At 72.7% G+C, this 16,663-nt stretch carries 13 protein-coding genes; 4 read left to right on the top strand and 9 right to left on the bottom strand.

What is annotated here, in order from left to right; all coding sequences use genetic code 11:
- Nucleotides 1-6: 6 nt before the first annotated feature.
- On the bottom strand, nt 7-1,419 hold the full coding sequence (locus AB0B41_RS33130) for a TRAP transporter large permease subunit (RefSeq protein WP_358210387.1): 1,413 nt from the start codon (nt 1,417-1,419) through the stop codon (nt 7-9).
- Nucleotides 1,419-2,765, bottom strand: coding sequence for a DUF1932 domain-containing protein (locus tag AB0B41_RS33125; protein WP_358210385.1), 1,347 nt, complete (start codon nt 2,763-2,765; stop codon nt 1,419-1,421). The genes AB0B41_RS33130 and AB0B41_RS33125 overlap by 1 nt, the downstream gene beginning before the upstream one ends.
- Before the next feature lie 182 nt (nt 2,766-2,947).
- Here AB0B41_RS33125 and AB0B41_RS33120 point away from each other — a divergent pair, with 182 nt between their 5' ends.
- Nucleotides 2,948-3,697 carry an FkbM family methyltransferase gene (locus AB0B41_RS33120; protein ID WP_358210383.1) on the top strand — a complete coding sequence of 250 codons (750 nt, stop codon included), beginning with the start codon at nt 2,948-2,950 and terminating at the stop codon, nt 3,695-3,697.
- Nucleotides 3,698-3,784: 87 nt separating this feature from the next.
- Here AB0B41_RS33120 and sbnA read toward each other — a convergent pair whose 3' ends face one another.
- Nucleotides 3,785-4,762, bottom strand: a complete 978-nt coding sequence (sbnA, locus tag AB0B41_RS33115; protein ID WP_358210381.1) for a 2,3-diaminopropionate biosynthesis protein SbnA — start codon at nt 4,760-4,762, stop codon at nt 3,785-3,787.
- Nucleotides 4,763-6,166: 1,404 nt separating this feature from the next.
- Between sbnA and AB0B41_RS33110 the strand changes: the two genes are divergently transcribed.
- Entirely contained in the window at nt 6,167-7,393 is a 1,227-nt protein-coding gene (locus AB0B41_RS33110) for an LLM class flavin-dependent oxidoreductase (RefSeq protein WP_358210379.1), read from the top strand.
- Between the two features lie 141 nt (nt 7,394-7,534).
- Entirely contained in the window at nt 7,535-8,875 is a 1,341-nt protein-coding gene (locus tag AB0B41_RS33105) for an MFS transporter (protein ID WP_358210377.1), read from the top strand.
- A 58-nt stretch (nt 8,876-8,933) separates the two neighbouring features.
- Here AB0B41_RS33105 and AB0B41_RS33100 read toward each other — a convergent pair whose 3' ends face one another.
- The 6 genes from AB0B41_RS33100 to AB0B41_RS33075 all read right to left on the bottom strand — a co-directional run bounded on the left by AB0B41_RS33100 (nt 8,934) and on the right by AB0B41_RS33075 (nt 15,032).
- Nucleotides 8,934-10,088: an amidohydrolase family protein gene (locus AB0B41_RS33100; protein ID WP_358210375.1), complete on the bottom strand. Its 1,155-nt coding sequence runs from the start codon at nt 10,086-10,088 to the stop codon at nt 8,934-8,936.
- Nucleotides 10,085-11,245, bottom strand: a complete 1,161-nt coding sequence (locus AB0B41_RS33095) for an alpha-hydroxy acid oxidase (protein ID WP_358210373.1) — start codon at nt 11,243-11,245, stop codon at nt 10,085-10,087. The genes AB0B41_RS33100 and AB0B41_RS33095 overlap by 4 nt, the downstream gene beginning before the upstream one ends.
- Before the next feature lie 132 nt (nt 11,246-11,377).
- Nucleotides 11,378-12,583 carry a helix-turn-helix domain-containing protein gene (locus tag AB0B41_RS33090; protein ID WP_358210371.1) on the bottom strand — a complete coding sequence of 402 codons (1,206 nt, stop codon included), beginning with the start codon at nt 12,581-12,583 and terminating at the stop codon, nt 11,378-11,380.
- A 108-nt stretch (nt 12,584-12,691) separates the two neighbouring features.
- Complete coding sequence (locus AB0B41_RS33085) at nt 12,692-13,783, bottom strand: amidohydrolase family protein (RefSeq protein ID WP_358210369.1); 1,092 nt, start codon at nt 13,781-13,783, stop codon at nt 12,692-12,694.
- On the bottom strand, nt 13,780-14,256 hold the full coding sequence (locus AB0B41_RS33080) for a Rieske (2Fe-2S) protein (RefSeq protein ID WP_358210367.1): 477 nt from the start codon (nt 14,254-14,256) through the stop codon (nt 13,780-13,782). The genes AB0B41_RS33085 and AB0B41_RS33080 overlap by 4 nt, the downstream gene beginning before the upstream one ends.
- Nucleotides 14,253-15,032, bottom strand: coding sequence for an aldolase/citrate lyase family protein (locus AB0B41_RS33075; protein ID WP_358210365.1), 780 nt, complete (start codon nt 15,030-15,032; stop codon nt 14,253-14,255). Before AB0B41_RS33075 ends, AB0B41_RS33080 begins: the two co-directional genes overlap by 4 nt.
- A 212-nt stretch (nt 15,033-15,244) precedes the next feature.
- On the opposite strand from AB0B41_RS33075, the gene AB0B41_RS33070 reads away from it, so the two are divergent.
- On the top strand, nt 15,245-16,630 hold the full coding sequence (locus AB0B41_RS33070) for an MFS transporter (protein WP_358210363.1): 1,386 nt from the start codon (nt 15,245-15,247) through the stop codon (nt 16,628-16,630).
- Nucleotides 16,631-16,663: the final 33 nt, after the last annotated feature.

The raw sequence follows: 16,663 nt of genomic DNA, 5'->3' as shown, positions 1-16,663 counted from the left end.
GGCCGGTCAGACGGGTAGGGCGCCGACGGCGATGAAGACACCGAGGGCGAGGATCGGGAGGCAGTAGTACTTGAGCAGGGGCAGGAACGTCTTCACCGGGTCGACCCGGGCGATGCCGGACGCGACGTAGATCGGCGCGCCCGACGGCGGGGACGCACCCTCGGTGGAAGCGAAGATCAGCACGGCGGCGGCCGCGACGGGTGCCGGGACGCCGGCACCGACCAGGGCGACGACGGCGACCGGGCCGACCGCGGCCATGGTCGCGCTCGCGGTGAGCGGGATCGCGATGGCCACGATGATCACACCGATCGCGATCGCCATGATCCAGGCGGGCGCGGAGAGCCCGGCCAGCACGGCCTCCAGCTGGCCTGCGAGGCCCAGGTCGGCCAGCACGTTCGACGCGGAGAACGCGGCCACGATGGTGATGCCGATGACCCCGAAGGACGGTGCGGCCTTCCCGATCGTCGACCACCAGCCGGAGGCGGTGCGCGGCAGGTGCCTGCGCCCGAGGAAGAGCACCAGCCCGATCATCAGGACCGGGATCCAGGTGATCAGGCTGATCACGTCCGGCATCGCGTAGGGCTGGGCGGGCAGGGTGGTGCCGTCGGCCAGCTCGACGGGCTTCTTCAGCGCCTCGCCGACGCCGGAGTACGTGCCGAGCGCCTCGGCGACCGCTCCGCGGGTGAGCAGCAGCGGCACGAGGATCGGCACGAACAGCAGCAGCGAGGTCCAGCCGGAGCGCAGACTGCGCCCGAACGGGATCCGGTCCTGCGCCGCGATCGCTTCGATCCCGTTGCGGCGCACCAGGAAGAAGGCCAGCACGATCCGGTAGCCCAGGCACCACAGCCCGGCGAGCGCCAACGGCTTCACGATCTCGTCCGGCTGCATCACGCCCTGGGCCGCAAGCCCGCCGACGAGGATGAACATGGTGGCGGAGAAGGGGAAGCTCACGCCCATACCGGCGCCGCCCGCGACGACCGTCGCGGCCAGCTCGGGCTTGACCCCGGAGCGCTTCATCCACGGCACGGTCACCGACCCGACGGCGGCGGTCACCGCCGCGCCGACGTGCGCGATCGCGCCGAAGATCCCGCCCGCCACGGTGGCGGTGTAGACAGGGCCGCCCCGCAGCCGTCCGAGTACGGAGTTGAGCAGGTCGATCAGCTTGTCCAGGACCGGCGTCCTGGTCAGCAGGTAGGACATGAACACGAACGCCAGGCCGGCGAACGTGACCTCCTCCTGCATCGCGTCGAGGACCGCCTCGCCGATCGATCCCCAGGCCGAGGCGCCGTCCGCGACCAGCGCGAACACGCAGACCGCGGCGAACCCGAGGATCATCGCCTCGCCGATGTTCCGCTTGACCACCGCGTTCCAGACGATGATCACGCCCACGAACGCGACGAGCGCCCACACCCCCGTCATCACGCGGTCCCGGCGAGGATCGCGGCGCGGCGCTGCGCCTCGTCGGCCTCCACGGCGCGGCCTCCCAGCAGGCTGGCGGCGGCCTCCGCGGCGGGGACGACGATCACGCCGTCCTCGTCGCCCACGACGAGGTCGCCGGGACGCACGACGACCCCGCCGACGGCGACCGGCACGTCGACCTGACCGGGGCCGTTCTTGTAGGGGCCGGCCGGGGTGACCGCACGGGCCCACGCGGCGAAGCCGATCTTCTCCAGCTCGCCGACGTCGCGCAGCGCGCCGTCGACGACGATCCCGAGCACGCCGCGGCGCTTGGCCCGCTCGGCCATCAGCTCGCCGAGCAGTGCGCGGGTCGTGTCGCCCTGGCCGTTGACCACGAGCACGTCGCCCGGCCGGGAGACCGCGATGGCGCGGTGCAGCGCCTGGTTGTCGCCGCTGCGCACCCACACGGTGCGGGCGCGGCCGACCACCCGCGCCCCCTTCCAGAGGGCATGGATCCCGCCGTCGAGCATGCCCATACGGTCCCGTGCGTCGCCGATGTTCGCCACGGCCAGTCCCTCGAAGGCGGCGAGGAGGTCCTCGGTCGGCGCCAGCGCGGCGTCGGCGCGGTCGCGGTGCAGCTCGGCCGCCGCCCGGGTCATCACCGGCCGGACCCCGATCGAGTCGAGCAGCGCGGCGGCGGCGTCGGACTCGGTCGCCCGGCGGGCGGCGTGCTTGAGCGTCCCGTCGTGCAGCCGGTCGACCGCGGCCTCGGCGCCGGAGAGCTCGGCCGCGATCTGCGCACGCACCCACTCCTCGGCGCCGGCGGCACGGCCGGCCGACACCGCCTCGACGATCAGCGCGCCGAGGCCCTTCATGAACGAGCTGCGCAGCAGCTTGCGCGCCGACGCGTCGCCCGGTCCGCCCGCGATGTCCTCGACCGGGGCGCCGAGCCCGGCGAACACCCGCGCCGCCGCGGCGGACCCCGCCCCGCTGACGACCACGCCGGTCCCCGACCCGTGCGTCGGGACCGAGCCGACCACCGAGACGTCGACGAAGCGGGACTCGCCGACCGCGGCGGCGATCCGGACCTTCACCGCCGGGGCGGCCGCGTTCATGTCGGCGTAGAGCGCACCCGGTGCGAGGTGGCCGCTCACCGAGCCCGCCGCCGTCTCTGCCGCCGTCCCGCCGACCAGGCTGAACACCACCTCGGCGTCCCGCACGGCGTCCTCGGGCGTCGCCGCCCGGATCACGCCCTGCGGGGTGGCGTTGTCCGCCGGGTCGTAGCCGGTGACGACCCATCCCTGCGCGAGCAGGCCGGTCGCGTACAGCGACCCGGCCTCTCCCAGCCCCAGTACCGATGCCCGCACGCTGCCTCCTCGCAGTTCCATACAGTGGTAAGCCTTCTCGCTGCATGAGGAGTATTGCCATTCAACGGTAAACACGTCAAGGCCGAGGGGATCCGGGAGATCGCGAGGACTGGCAGGCGGTGGAGGCCGCCGCCGGGGACGAATGCGGCATCCGGGACGGCCGGGCACGGTACGGTCGGTCGATGCTGGCGCGAGCGTGGGGAATGGGCCGTTCCCTGGCGATGTACCACGGCATCCCCGGCCGGCACCGGCGGATGGTGCGGTTCTACCGGCAGTTCCTCGGCCCCGGCGATCTCGCGCTCGACGTCGGCGCGCACGTGGGCAGCCGGGTGCGGGCATGGCGGCGGATCGGCGCCCGGGTGGTCGCGGTCGAGCCGCAGCCGGACTGCGTGCGGGCGCTACGGGTGTTCTTCGGCCGCGACCGCGGCGTGACGATCCTGCCCGGCGCGGTCGGCGCCGAGCCGGGGCGCGCGCGGATCGGGGTGTCCACCCGGACGCCGACGGTCTCGTCGATGTCGCCGGACTGGATCCGCACCGTCTCCGCCGACAGCGGGTTCTCCTGGGTGCGGTGGGACCACGAGGTCGAGGTCGACGTCGTGACCCTCGACGACCTCGTCGCCGCGCACGGCAGCCCGGCCTTCTGCAAGATCGACGTCGAGGGCTTCGAGGCCGAGGTGCTGGCCGGGCTCCACACGCCGGTGCGGGCACTGTCGTTCGAGTACCTGCCGCCGGCGCACGCCGCCGCGCTGGCCGCCCTCGACCTCGTGGCGGACCTCGGGCCCTACACGTACAACTACTCCCCCGTCGAGACGCTGCGGTTCGCGAGCGACCGCTGGCTCACCGCCGACGAGCTGGTGCGGCTGCTGGAGCGTTACCGCCCGCTCGGCCGCTCCGGCGACGTCTACGCCCGGCTGTCCGAGCCGACGTCCTGACGCGGCGGGGGCACCGGCACCCAGCCGACGGACTTCTGCTCGGTGACGATCGGTTCTGCAACGGGGCCTGCGCTCGTGCGGTCTGGGTCAGCCGGCGAGGGCGAGGGGGGCGGTGTCGGTGGTGAGGTCGCCGTAGAGGTCGTTGATCCAGTTCTCCTGGTAGATGGTGTCCATGTAGCGCTCTCCCAGGTCGGGGGCGATCGCGACCGCGGTCATGCCGGGTGTGTCGTTCTCGGCGAGCCAGCGCTCGGCGGCGGCGACGACGGTGCCGGTGGAGCCGCCGAAGAGGAACCCGGTGCGGGCCAGCCGGTGGCAGGTGCGGATGGTGTCGGTCTCCTCGACGTGGATGACCTCGTCGACATAGGCCTCGTCGAGCATGGGCGGGCGGACGCCGCTGCCCAGGCCGGGGATCATCCGGCGGGCGGCGGGGGTGCCGAAGCTGACCGAGCCGACGCTGTCGACGGCGACGACGCGCACGGCGGGGTGGTGGTCGGCGAAGTAGCGGGCGGTGCCCATCAGGGTGCCGGTCGTGCCGGCGCCGATGAACACCACGTCCACGTCGGGGAACGCGCGGGCGATGGCCGGGCCGGTGGTCTCGTAGTGGGCCTTCCAGCTGTTGGGGTTGCTGTACTGGTTGAGCCACACGTAGCGCTCGTCGGAGGCGAGCAGGTCGCGGACGTGGTTGAGGCGGGCGCCGAGCAGGCCCTCTTCGGGGTCGGGCTCGGTGATCACGTGGACCTCGGCGCCCAGGGTCTGCATGAGCTGGCGGGTGACCAGGTTGCAGCGGGAATCGGTGACGCAGACGAAGCCGTAGCCCTTGTCCGCGGCGATCATGCTGAGCGCGACGCCGAGGTTCCCCGAGGACGACTCGACGAGGGTCGAGCCGGGGCGCAGGGTGCCGTCGGCTTCGGCGGCCTCGACCATTGCGGAGGCGGCCTTGAGCTTGACCGAGCCGGCGAAGTTCATGCCCTCGACCTTGAGGTGGAGCGCGCTGCCGAGCAGGGGCTCCAGGTCGACGAACAGGTCGTCGGTGTTGAAGTCCTGGGGGCTGGTGATGATCGTCATCGTGTCCGCCTCGGTTCGCTGTCTGCGTTGAGGTAGACGCTCGTCCTTCCGGGCTGCCGAACCCATGGTGTTCATACCCGGGCGGGCTGAGCCAGGCCCCCCGATTCGAGTAGGGACAACCCCACGAAACCTTGCGGCGTACCTGCGGCGATGAGCGCTCCAAGAAGGCGATCACGCGATGACCGCGCCCTCCAGGCACCGCCGTCGAGCCTGAGCGCTTCTGAGCGCTCGCCATAGCCGGATGGCTGGGGCCAGCCCACTGCCGGCCAGCAGCGGCCGGATCGTCCCGCTGGCGGACCTGCCCGCGCACCCACGCCTACATCGTCGGCGCCGTCCTGGCCGAACAGCACGACGAATGGGCCGAAGGACGCCGCTACCTCGGACTCGACGTCCTCGCCCGAGCCCGCATCAGCGCGGTCCCCGACACCGGCCCCGCCCCCGACTCCGGCAATGAGGAGGTGACCTCCACCGACACCATCCCGGCGCTCAGCGCCTGACAGAACCACGAGATCACGCGTCAGCCGTCACACACCACGCCAGCGGGCTCGACCAGTGCGTCGGCGGCGGGTGAGGGCCAGCCCGATAATCGGCAGCAGACCACGGCCTACGACACCGAGGCCGAGGTCACCTCGGTGACCGCGTCTGGGGACACAGCGGCTGTCTGTGCACAAGTGTCGTGACGGTCGATGCGCCGGAACGCCGGCCCGCCGGGGACTTCGCCGTGACGCCCGCTGCCCCGCATCCGGGCCTGGCGGGCCGCGCGCGGGCACAGCAGCGGGTGCTTGCGTCGGGGCAGCGCGGAGCGGCCGGTGGTCTTGCCGACTCGCACGTCGACCACGATCCCGTTCTGCTCCACCAACATCGGTGGCGAGCGGGGGGGTCTGGTCGCTCGCCCGGGCGTGGAACCCAAGGGGTGAGCATTGCCCGGGCGAGCAGCCCACGGCGGGTGTCTGGAGCAGGCGCTCGACACGGCCAGCACCGCCTGCAGGTCGACCGCGTGCGCCTGGCCGCGGCCGCGGGTCACGTCGGCGGCGGCCGGCCGGCGCCGGTCGATGGTCAACGCCTTGTTCGCGGCCGTGATGGCCCGCGGGCCGAGGTCGGCGCCGAAGGGCGCAGCTCATGCAGCCCCGGCGAGCTTGCGCCGGATCGTCGCCGGCGCAGCGGGCTGGCCGGGCTCGTGATCGACGCGGGGGCGCCCTGTTTGAGCCAGAGCACGAACCCGACCAGCGCGCCGCGCCCGCCGGAGGGCGGCGGGATGTGCGCCCAGCGGGTGTCGTCCTCCCAAGGCCGTCCAGTCCCGGGCGATCAGGTGTGGCCCGAACGGCACCTCGACCCTCGCTGAGCGAACGTTCGTGAAGTAGGGTCGAACGCGGTGATCACCGGCGATCAGAGGAGTGGAACGGAATGGCGGTCAAGCTCCGGCACGGCGTCTTCATGGCCCCCTTCCACCGGACGGACGAGAACCCGACCCTGCTCTTCCGGCAGGACCTGAGGCTGATGGAGCTGCTCGACGACCTCGGCTTCCAGGAGGCCTGGATCGGCGAGCACCACTCCGCGGGCATGGAGACCATCGCGTCGCCGGAGCTGTTCATCGCGGCCGCGGCCGAGCGCACGCGGCACCTGCGGCTGGGCACCGGGGTGGTGTCGCTGCCGTACCACAACCCGCTCATGGTGGCCGACCGGATCGTGCAGCTCGACCACATGACACAGGGCCGCGTGATGTTCGGTGCCGGGCCCGGACTGCTGGCGTCGGACGCGCTCATGCTCGGCATCGACCCGGCGGTCCAGCGCGACCGGATGGCCGAGGCGCTCGACGTGATCCTCCGCCTGTTCCGCGGCGAGGTCGTGACCGAGCGGACCGACTGGTACGAGCTGGTCGAGGCGCGCCTGCACCTCCCGCCCTACTCCGATCCGCATCCCGAGGTGTGCGTGGCCAGCGCCGTGACCCCGTCGGGCGGTCGCCTGGCCGGCCGGTACGACCTCGGCATGCTGTGCGTCGCGGCGGGCGAGAACGCCGGGTTCGACGCGCTCGACGTCAACTGGCGGGTGGCGAACGAGGTCGCCACCGAGCACGGCCGCACGATGGACCCGAGCCGGTTGCGGCTCGTCGTCGGGATGCACCTCGCCGAGACCCGCGAGGAGGCGAGGGCGCAGGCCCGGCACGGCCTGCAGGCCCAGGTCGACTACCTGAACAACAACATGCCGCGGATCTTCGTCCCCGACGGCGTCGACCTCGTGGAGTGGTACGCCGAGCAGGGGGCGGGCGTGATCGGCACGCCGGACGACGCGATCGCCCGGATCGAGCGCCTGCAGCAGAAGATGCCCGGCTTCGGCGCCCTGCTCCTCAACGCCCACGACTGGGCCACGTGGGAGAACACGAAGCGCTCCTACGAGCTCTACGCCCGGTACGTCATCCCGCACTTCGAGCGGTCGAACGCGCCCCGGCAGGCCTCCTACCGGTGGGTCACGGAGCACCGGTCCGAGCTGACGGAGAAGCGCACCGCCGCGGCCCGGGCGATGTTCGACAAGCACGAGGCCGAGTGGGCCGCGAAGCGGTCGGGCAACGGGGCGGACACCCCGTCGGGGAACGGTGCGCGGCCGGAGGCGGGCCGGGAGTCCACCTTCGGCTGATCGCCTCCCGGGGGACGCACCCGTCCCCCGATCACCCGAGCCCCGGATCATCCCGTGGCCCGGTCGGCCGGTCGATCCCGGCGGTGTCCCCTTCGGACGAGTGTGTGGATCACCGCACCACACCGACCGGAAGAGGGAACCATGACCACCGCCGTCCGCACCCCGCCGTCCAGCCCGGCCCCCGCTGCCGGCCCACCGCCCGACCGCAGGGCGATCCGCCGGATCAACCTCGCCAGCATGGCCGGCACCACGATCGAGTACTACGACTACTTCATCTACGGCACGGCCGCCGCGCTCGTCTTCGACAAGGTGTTCTTCCCGAACATGGGCGGCGTCGTCGGCGCGCTCGCGGCGTTCGGAACCTTCGCCGTGGCGTTCGTGTTCCGGCCCGTGGGGTCCATCCTGTTCGGTCACATCGGCGACCGGCTCGGGCGCAAGCGCACGCTGATCCTCACGCTGATGATGATGGGCCTGTGCACCGTCGCGGTCGGGCTGCTGCCCGGCGCCGCGACCATCGGGGTCGCCGCCCCGATCCTGCTGGTCGCCCTCCGCGCCGTGCAGGGCCTGGCCGTGGGCGGCGAATGGGCGGGGGCAGCCCTCTTCGCGTCCGAGAACGCCCCCGACGGGCGGCGCGGCCGGTTCGCCCTCTACCCGCAGGTCGGCGCGACCGTCGCGTTCGCCCTGGCCAGCGCCACCTTCCTCGCCGTCGACCTGGGGGTCGGCGAGACGAGTGCCGCGTTCCTCAGCTGGGGTTGGCGGGTGCCGTTCGTGCTCAGCGCGCTGCTGATCGGGGTCGGGCTGTACGTGCGGCTGCACACCGAGGAGACGCCCGTCTTCACCGCCGCCGCCCGCACGCCCCGGCGTCGCGGGGTGCCGTTCCTCGAGGTGTGGCGGCGCCAGCCCCGGACGATGCTGCTGGCCACCGGCCTGACCACCGGGGTGTTCGCCGTCATGTCCATCGCCTCCGTCTACCTGACGAGCTACGCGACGAGCACGCTCGGGATGAGCACCGCGGGCATCCTCACGATCGACATCATCGGCGCGCTCGCCACGGTCGCGATCACCGCCGCCGCCGCCGTCCTCTCCGACCGGTTCGGACGGCGCCCGCTCGTCCTGGCGGGATGCATCGCGTTGGCGGTGTGGTCGCTGGTGCTCTTCCCGCTCCTCGACACCCGCTCGCCCGTCGCGATCGGCACCGGGATCGTCGTCCTCCTCGGACTCATCGGCCTGGCCTACGGTCCGCTGGGCGCCTACCTGCCCGAGATGTTCTCCACCCGGCACCGCTACACCGGCGCCGGCCTGAGCTACAACCTCGGCGGGGTCGTCGGTGGTGCGGGCATCCTGGTGGCCGCCGCCCCGCTGGCCGCCTCCGGCTGGGGCCCGATCGCCCTCGGGATCTGCACCGCGGCGCTGCTGCTGATCTCCGTCGGGTGCCTGTGGGCCCTCCCGGAGACGCGCGACACGTCGCTCACCGACGAGTGAGACGCGCCCGCCGCGAGGTCCCGGCCACCGACGGCCGGGACCTCGCGCGCTGCGGGGGCTATCCGACCGGGTAGCCGGTGCCGGGCAGCAGCGGCAGGCCGTAGAGCGCGCTCGCGTTCCCGCCGAGGATCCGGCCGAAGCGGTCGTGGTCCCGGCGCACCGAGAGCGGGAAGGAGTCCGGCTCGTCGAAGTCCCAGTGCGGGTAGTCGGAGGAGAACATCAGCTTGTCCGCCATGCCGGAGGACTCGAACAGGGTGAGGACGTCGTCGAACCAGCGGGGGTTCTCCGGCTCCTCCATCGGCTGCGTGGTGAACCAGAGATGGTCGCGGATGTACTCGGAGGGCTTGCGCTGCAACGAGACCTCGCGCGGCATCATCCGGTGGGCGTGGTCCATCCGCCAGGCCAGCGGGACCACCCAGGACCAGCCGAGCTCGACCATCGCGACCGTGAGCCTCGGGAAGCGGTCGAACGTGCCCTCGAAGACCAGGCTGGCGATCACCGGGAAGTTCAGCCCGGCGAAGTCGCAGTGCTCCTCGAAGTAGAAGTTCGCCGGGCCCGACGGCGTGATCCGCCGGCCGGAGAGCACGTGGAAGCCGACCGGCAGCCCGTAGTGCTCGCAGGCCTCCAGCACCGGCCAGTACTTGCGGTGCCCGATGCCCCGCTCGTTGTCGGGGGCGAGCATCACCTGCACCCAGCGGTCGCCCGCGGGCCCCTCCTTGCGCCGCACGATCTCCTCGACGGCCAGGTCCGGGACCTCGTAGGGCAGATTGATCGAGCCGTACCAGCGCGGGTCGTCGGCGAACCACACCTCCTCGCGGTAGGTGTTCAGCGCGGTGCAGAAGGCGGCGCAGAACTCCGCCGGCACCCGCATCCCGCCGCTGAGCGGGAAGCCGCCGATGTCGTTGAGCACGGCGGCGCTCATGTCGTAGGCGTCGAGCAGCTGTCCCCGCGCGAAGGCCGGGTCGATGCCGGGCGCCCCGCCGCCGGGCGGCACGGCGTCCCACCGGCTGGCGAACTCCCGGTGCCGGGGGCGGTCGCCGCCGGGCGCGCCCGCCCGCAGGCCGGTATGGACGAGGTAGTCCTGCCAGCGCTGCGGCAGGTGCCGCAGCACCCCCGGGATCGCCGGGTTCATCGACGGGTGGACGTCCGCGTCGATGATCCCGAGCTTCGCGCCGGCGCGGACCGGCGCCTCGACGGTGGCCTCCAGCGTCATGCCGTCCCTCCCCGGACGTCGGCGGACGGTGCGGGTCCGACCAGTGACCGGTCGATCTCCTTGACCGACGTGGCGCCGACCAGCGACATCGCCCGGATGATCTCGTTGTGCAGCAGCTCGAGGACCCGGTCGACTCCGGCCTCGCCGCCCGCCGCCAGGGCGAACATGTAGGGCCGCCCGACGAGCACGGCGCGGGCGCCGAGCGCGAGCGCGCGGACCACGTCCGTCCCCCGCCGGACCCCGCTGTCGAGCAGGACCTCGAGCCGGCCGGCGGCCGCGTCGACGACCTCGGCGAGCACGTCGATCGTGGCCGGGGCGCCGTCCAGGTTGCGGCCGCCGTGGTTGGACACCACCACCCCGTCGACGCCGAGATCGGCCATCTCCCGGACCTCGTCGCCGCGCAGCACCCCCTTGACCACCAGGGCGCCCGACCAGCGCTCCCGCAGCCGGCGGATCTCCCCGGCGCTCACCGACCTGCTGTGCATGATCGCGTCCGTGAAGTTGTCGTAGGCCCGCTTGGCGGCGAACAGGTCCAGGCCCGCGCCGCCGGTGCCGAACAGGAAGTCCCGCGACCAGCGCGGACGGGCCAGACCGGCCAGCGCGAGCCGCGGCGACGGGGCCACCGGCAGCGTGACGCCGTTGCGCAGGTCCTTCTCCCGGTACGGCTTGATCGGCGTGTCGATCGTGACGCACAGCGTCCGGTATCCGGCTGCGGCGACCCGGTCGACGAGCTCGTCGTTCTGCGCCTGGTCCGGCTTGAGGTAGAGCTGGTACCACAGCGGACCGCCCGCCGAGCGGATCACGACCTCCGGGCGCTCCCCCGAACCGCCGGGGACGGCGTAGATCGTGCCGGCCCGCCCCGCCGCGCGCGCCACGGCCGGCTCGGCGTCGCTGTGGCACATGCGCGCGAAGCTGCACGGTGCGAGCAGCAGCGGCATGGACACCGGATCGCCCAGCACCGTCGTGGTCGTGTCGACGTGCGCCACGTCGACCAGCGCCCGTGGACGGAGCGGGATGCGCTCGAAGGACTCGGTGTTCCACCGCAGGGTGTGCTCGTCCCCCGCACCGCCGTCGACGACGTCGAACACGGCCTTCGGCATCCGCCTGCGGGCGGCGCGGCGCAGGTCCGCCACGCTGTGGGCCCGGGTCATCCTCATCCGCGACGGTCCCCCTTCCGGGCGGGCGACGGTGCCCGCCCCGCAACCGTGCCCCGCTCGGGTGTCGATCGACTACGGCGGTCGTGCCGAAGTGCGGCCCGCCGCGGTTGTGCGACCCGACAAAACTGCGCTCTACGACGCCACGGACGCGCCCCCGCGCGACCCGTGCAGGCGGTCCCAGGCCAGGGCCCACCACACCTGGGCCAGGTCGTCGTAGTCGCGCAGCGAGCAGCCGGTGATCGACTCGAAGCGGGTGAGCCGGTACCGGACGGTGTTGGTGTGCAGGAAGAGCTGCTGCCGGGTCGCCTCGAGCCGGCTGCCGTTGCGCAAATAGCGCTCGACGGTCTCCAGGATCGCCGCGCCCGAGGCGCCGAACCGCTCGAAGGGCTTCACGAAGCGGTCGTGCATCAGCTCACCCAGGTCGTGGTCCGCGACGACGGCGGGGTGCAGCCCGAGGTCCGCCACGCTCACCACCTCGGTGCGGTCCAGCGCCAGCGCCGTCTCCAGGGCGCGCGTGGCCAGCCGGAACACCGCGGGCAGCTCGTGCAGCGGGACCGGCGGCGAGACGCCGACCGCGGTCGGCGGCGGCTCGGCCGGGAGCACCGCGACGAAGCCGCAGAGGTCGCCGTCGACCACCGTCATCATCCCGTTGCGGCGCTCCGCCGTGGCGGCCACGCGCAGGTAGCGCTCCATGAGCCGCAACGAGTCCGGGCCCGGCGCCGGGCGGGCCCGGAACGCGCGGTACTCCCGGTCGCGGTCCAGGCCGTACGCCGCCGCCCCGCTCCCGATCTCCGACGCGGCCATCGAGCCGGAGATGATCCGGCGCACGAAGCCGTCCTGGTGCTCCTGCGCGCGGCGCTGCATCTCGAGCTCCGCCTCGCGGTGGCCCGCGGCCAGCGCGACCATGCTCCACGCCGACCAGGCCTGCTTGATCGCGAACAGCTCCAGCAGGAGGCTGTCGCGGTACGGCGACGGCGGCGCCAGCTCGCGCACCAGGTCCACGAAGATCTTCTGGTGCTGCATCGAGGTCTGCAGCATCTCGGCCACGCCGACGCCCTGCCGGGCGCGCTCCTCGCCGACCTCCCGCAGCGGGCCGTCGTCGTCGTCCTCGCCCGGGTGCCGGCGGGCCCGGACGCCCTCGACGGACACCGCGAGGTTGCGCCGCCAGCTCTCCCGCAGCACGTCCCGCTCGACGTGCCGGTACGCGCTGTGCGTGAACACCCGCTCCAGCATCCGGTCGGCCATCGGGCCGTGCCCGTCGAGCAGCCCCGTCCCCTGCAGCCGCGCCATCAGGGCGTCCCACGCCTCGTCCCGCGTCGCGGCGTCCCGACGGCCCACGGAAGCACCTCCTCGTGCCTCGCCCCCGCGCCCCTCACCGATCCCGCGGGGCACCGTTCGATGATGCAACCGCTTGACTCGTGCGTCGACCTCCGTTCGGGGGCGGGATCAGAGGCGATACCAGTCGCGGGCGGTGCCGGCCATCAGGCGCTGCCGCATCGACGGCGGCGCCGCGGCGAGGAGCTCGGCGATGTCGTCGTCGTAGCCGTGGGGGTAGTCGGTGGCGAACATCAGCATGTCGTCCGAGCCGAGCCACTCCAGCACGGTGGCGGTCTGCTCGCGGGTGCCCAGGTCGGCGGGAGCGACGGAGAAGCGCATGTGCTCGCGGATGATCTCCAACGGCCGCCGGTCCAGCCACGGGACCTCGCGGCGCAGCCCCTTCCACTCCTTGTCCATCCGCCAGCCCCACACCGGCAGCCAGGTGAACCCGCCCTCGAGCACCGAGACCCGCAGCTCCGGGCAGACCTGGAACACCCCTTCGGACACCAGGCTGGTGACCTGCGCGGTGAAGGACTGCCACTCCGCGGCGTACTCCTCGACGTAGTAGGACGCGTACCCGCTCGACGACGGCGCGTCCGTCGTGATCCCGCCGAAGTGCAGCCCGGCCACCAGGCCGTGCTCGGCCATGGCCTGGAAGACGGGGTGGAACTGCCGTTGCCCCCACAACGCCGCGTGCCGCACGGGCAGCAGCACCTGGACGAGACCGGGATGGTCGCCGACCCGGTGGATCTCCTCGACCATCGCGGCGGGGTCGCGCGCCGGGATCACCAGCGTGCCGGCGAGCCGGGGGTCCCGGTCCAACCACTCGGCGACCAGCCAGTCGTTGACCGCCCGGGCCAGCGCCGCCGCCCAGTCCGGGTGCCGCAGCGAGTCGACGGCGTAGTAGCAGGTCAGGATCGCGCGCTCGACCCGCCACGGATCGAGGACGTGCTGCTGCAGCAGCCCGAGCTCCGAGGCCGGGGGCCGGTCGGCGGGCCGCCACTCCGGCCGGCACGAGCGGTCCGAGCCGGGCGGGTAGGCGAGGTTCACCCCGCCGACGGGGCCGTGCCAGCCGCGCTCGGTGCACCAGGCGATCCAGTGCCGCGAGAGGTACGGGAAGAGCGCCTCGAGCGACGGCACGTTCGCGTGCACGTCGCAGTCGATCACCGGGCCGGCCCACACCGCGTCCCGGGTCGTGTTCTCCAGCAGCGCGGTCGTCATCGGCCCTCCCCCGTCTTCGCTGCCTTCCGGGCCTTCCGCAGGTCGACCACCACGTACTCGTCCTCCACGCCGACCTCGACGGTCTCGGCGGTGTAGGGCCCGGGCACCCGGCCGGCGTGCGGAACCCCGTCGACCTGGTCGGCGCCGGTGACCTCGACGTCGTAGGTGCGCAGCCGCGTCCGCGGGTCGAACCAGGACCGTCCGGTGCGGACGTCGAACTCCCAGCCGTGCCACGGGCACATCAGCAGCGCGGTGTCCTCGTCGTAGTCGAACTCGCCGGGCCGGGGCGAGGTCAGGCCGGCGACGACGTTGCCCTTGCACATCTCCGCGCCCTTGTGCGGGCAGCGGTTGATCAGCCCGTAGAAGGAGCCGCCGACGTTGAACACGCCGACCTGCCGCCCGCCCACCTCGACGAGCACCCGCCCGCCGTCGGGGATGTCGGCGGCCCGGCCGACGACGTACCGCCCGCTCATGCCTGCGCGAGCGCCGGGCCGGCGACCGAGCGGCCGTGCTTCAGCGCGGCCGCGGCACCGGTGGCGACCAGGCGCTGCTCCATGGCGACCGACAGGAAGTCCATGCCCCAGCCGCGGCCGATCTCCGGGTCGCCCGGACCGAGCGCCAGCATCCCGGCGCGCTTGCCCGCCCGGTGCGCGGCGTCGACGATCGCCCGGTGCCGCTCGTCGACGAGCGGATCCGTGTAGGACATCGACGGGCGCCCGCCGCCGGAGATCGACAGGTCCGTCGGCCCGACGAACAGCACGTCCAGCCCCGGGACGGCGGCGATCTGGTCGAGGTTCGCCAGGGCCTCGAGGGTCTCGATCTGGGCGAAGGTCACGATGTCGGCGTTCGCCTCCGTGAAGTACCGGGCGCCGTCGGCCGCCCGGTAGGGGCCGTAGGAGCGGGAGCCCTCCGGGGGGTACCGGCACGCGGCCACGAAACGCTCGGCCTGCTCGCGGGTGTTGACCATCGGGCACATCACGCCGCGGGCCCCGGCGTCGAGCACCCGTCCGACCAGGATCGGGTCGTTGCCCGGGACCCGCACCACGGGCACGGTCGGGGTGGCGGCCAGCGCGATCACGGCGGTGACGACGTCCCGGTACTCCGCCATCGTGTGCTGCATGTCGATGACCACGGAGTCGTAGCCGAGCCGGCCGACCGCCTCCACGGAGAGCACCGAGGAGCCGGAGACCCAGCAGTCCACGGCGGCTTCGCCCGCCGCCCATCGGTCGCGGATCGCGTTGGTCGGCATGGGCTGGCCCTCCGGAGCGTCGACGTCGACAACTGTGCTGAACGTTCGCTCAGTCGGACCGCCGACGCATCGGCAGAACCTCCACAGTCGGACCGGGGACGCTTGGCGGTTCCGACAGCGACAGTGCCGGACGAACCGCCCTAACTTCGTCGCACGCAGTGTCCCAGCTCACAGCCTCGCACGACGACGTGCGAACCCGAGGAGATGACGCCGTGACCGTCGAAGAACCCGTGAGCGTCACCGGACGCGTGGGGGCGGGCCGTCCGCCGGGCCCCCTCGAGGAGCGGCACGCGCGGTCGACATCGTTCCGCAACGTCAGCGACGGGGACGCGTCCGAGCGGCTCACGTCCACGCACTGGCACATCGCGACCGCGCTCGGCCTGGGCTGGATGCTCGACGGGATCGTCATCGCGCTCTACGCGCTGATCGTCCCGTACCTGTTGGAGGACTTCGGGATCAGCCTGAACTCGCTGACCCTCGCGGTCACGGTCACCGGCATCCTCGCCGCGTTCGCCGCCTACTTCTGGCCGTGGCTGGCCGACCGCATCGGCCGCCGCACCGCGTTCATCGTCAACGTGGCGCTGACGTGCGCGTTCCTGGTGCTCATCGTGGTGTCGCGGAACTGGCTGTTCTTCATCGTGTTCTACACGTTGATGCGCGTGACGATCGCCGGCGAGTGGGCCATCGGTTCGCTGCTCACGGTGGAGACCTGGCCCGCCCGGCACCGCGCCAAGATCCTCAGCGCGGCACGCTCCCTGTACGGCTACGGCGTGGTCGTCGCCGGTCTGACCGGCACCTACATCATCGCGCCGCACGGCTGGCGGTGGGCGTTCCTGGTGCCGGCGGCGATCGGCCTGCTGGCGATCTACGTCCGGTTCCTCTGCCCGGAGTCGCCGGCGTGGGTGCGCAACCGCGACGCAGTGCTGGCGCGCACCGAGGACGCACCCCCGGAGGACCGGCCGACCTGGGCCGAGCGCGCCCGCAAGGCGTCGGTCGGCCAGCTGTTCGAGCCGGGTCAGCGCAAGCGGACCTACGTGGCCCTCTTCGTCGCCGCCACCGCGACGATGTCCTGGTACACGCTGGGGTACTGGGCGCCCTTCTACCTCAAGGAGACCCACGGCTGGTCCACCGCCGAGTACAGCAACTGGTACATCTGGTGGGGCGTCGCCGGTGCCTTCGGCTACTACCTCATGGGGTGGATCGCCGACCGCTGGAGCCGGTTCCGCGCGATGCTCACCGGCAACGTCATCTTCATCGTCACGCTGATCCCGTGGGCGCTGGCGACCGAGTCCTGGCAGCTGTGGGTGTTCGGGCTGGCGTCGAACTTCGGCCTGATCGGGGTGTGGGGCACGGTCCTCACCTACACCGCCGAGCTGTACCCGACCCGCATGCGCGGGGTCGGGATGGGTCTGACGTGGATGGTCGCGGGCTTCCTCGGCGTGCTGGTCCCCTACGGAGCCCTGTGGGTCCGCAACGCCACAGGCTCCTTCACCGCCGCGTTCATGCTCATCCCGGTGCTGCTCGTCATCCAGCTGATCGGCCTGCTCATCGCGCGGATGGACTACGCGGGCAAGCAGCTGGACTCGATCGCGACCTGAGCGGCCGGCGGCCGCCGTCGAGTCGACGGCGGC

The organism is Pseudonocardia sp. NPDC049154 (assembly GCF_040648315.1).
Classification (GTDB): Bacteria; Actinomycetota; Actinomycetes; order Mycobacteriales; family Pseudonocardiaceae; genus Pseudonocardia.
Note: the sequence above shows the minus strand (reverse complement) of the source record. Positions and strands in the feature narration are given on the sequence as shown.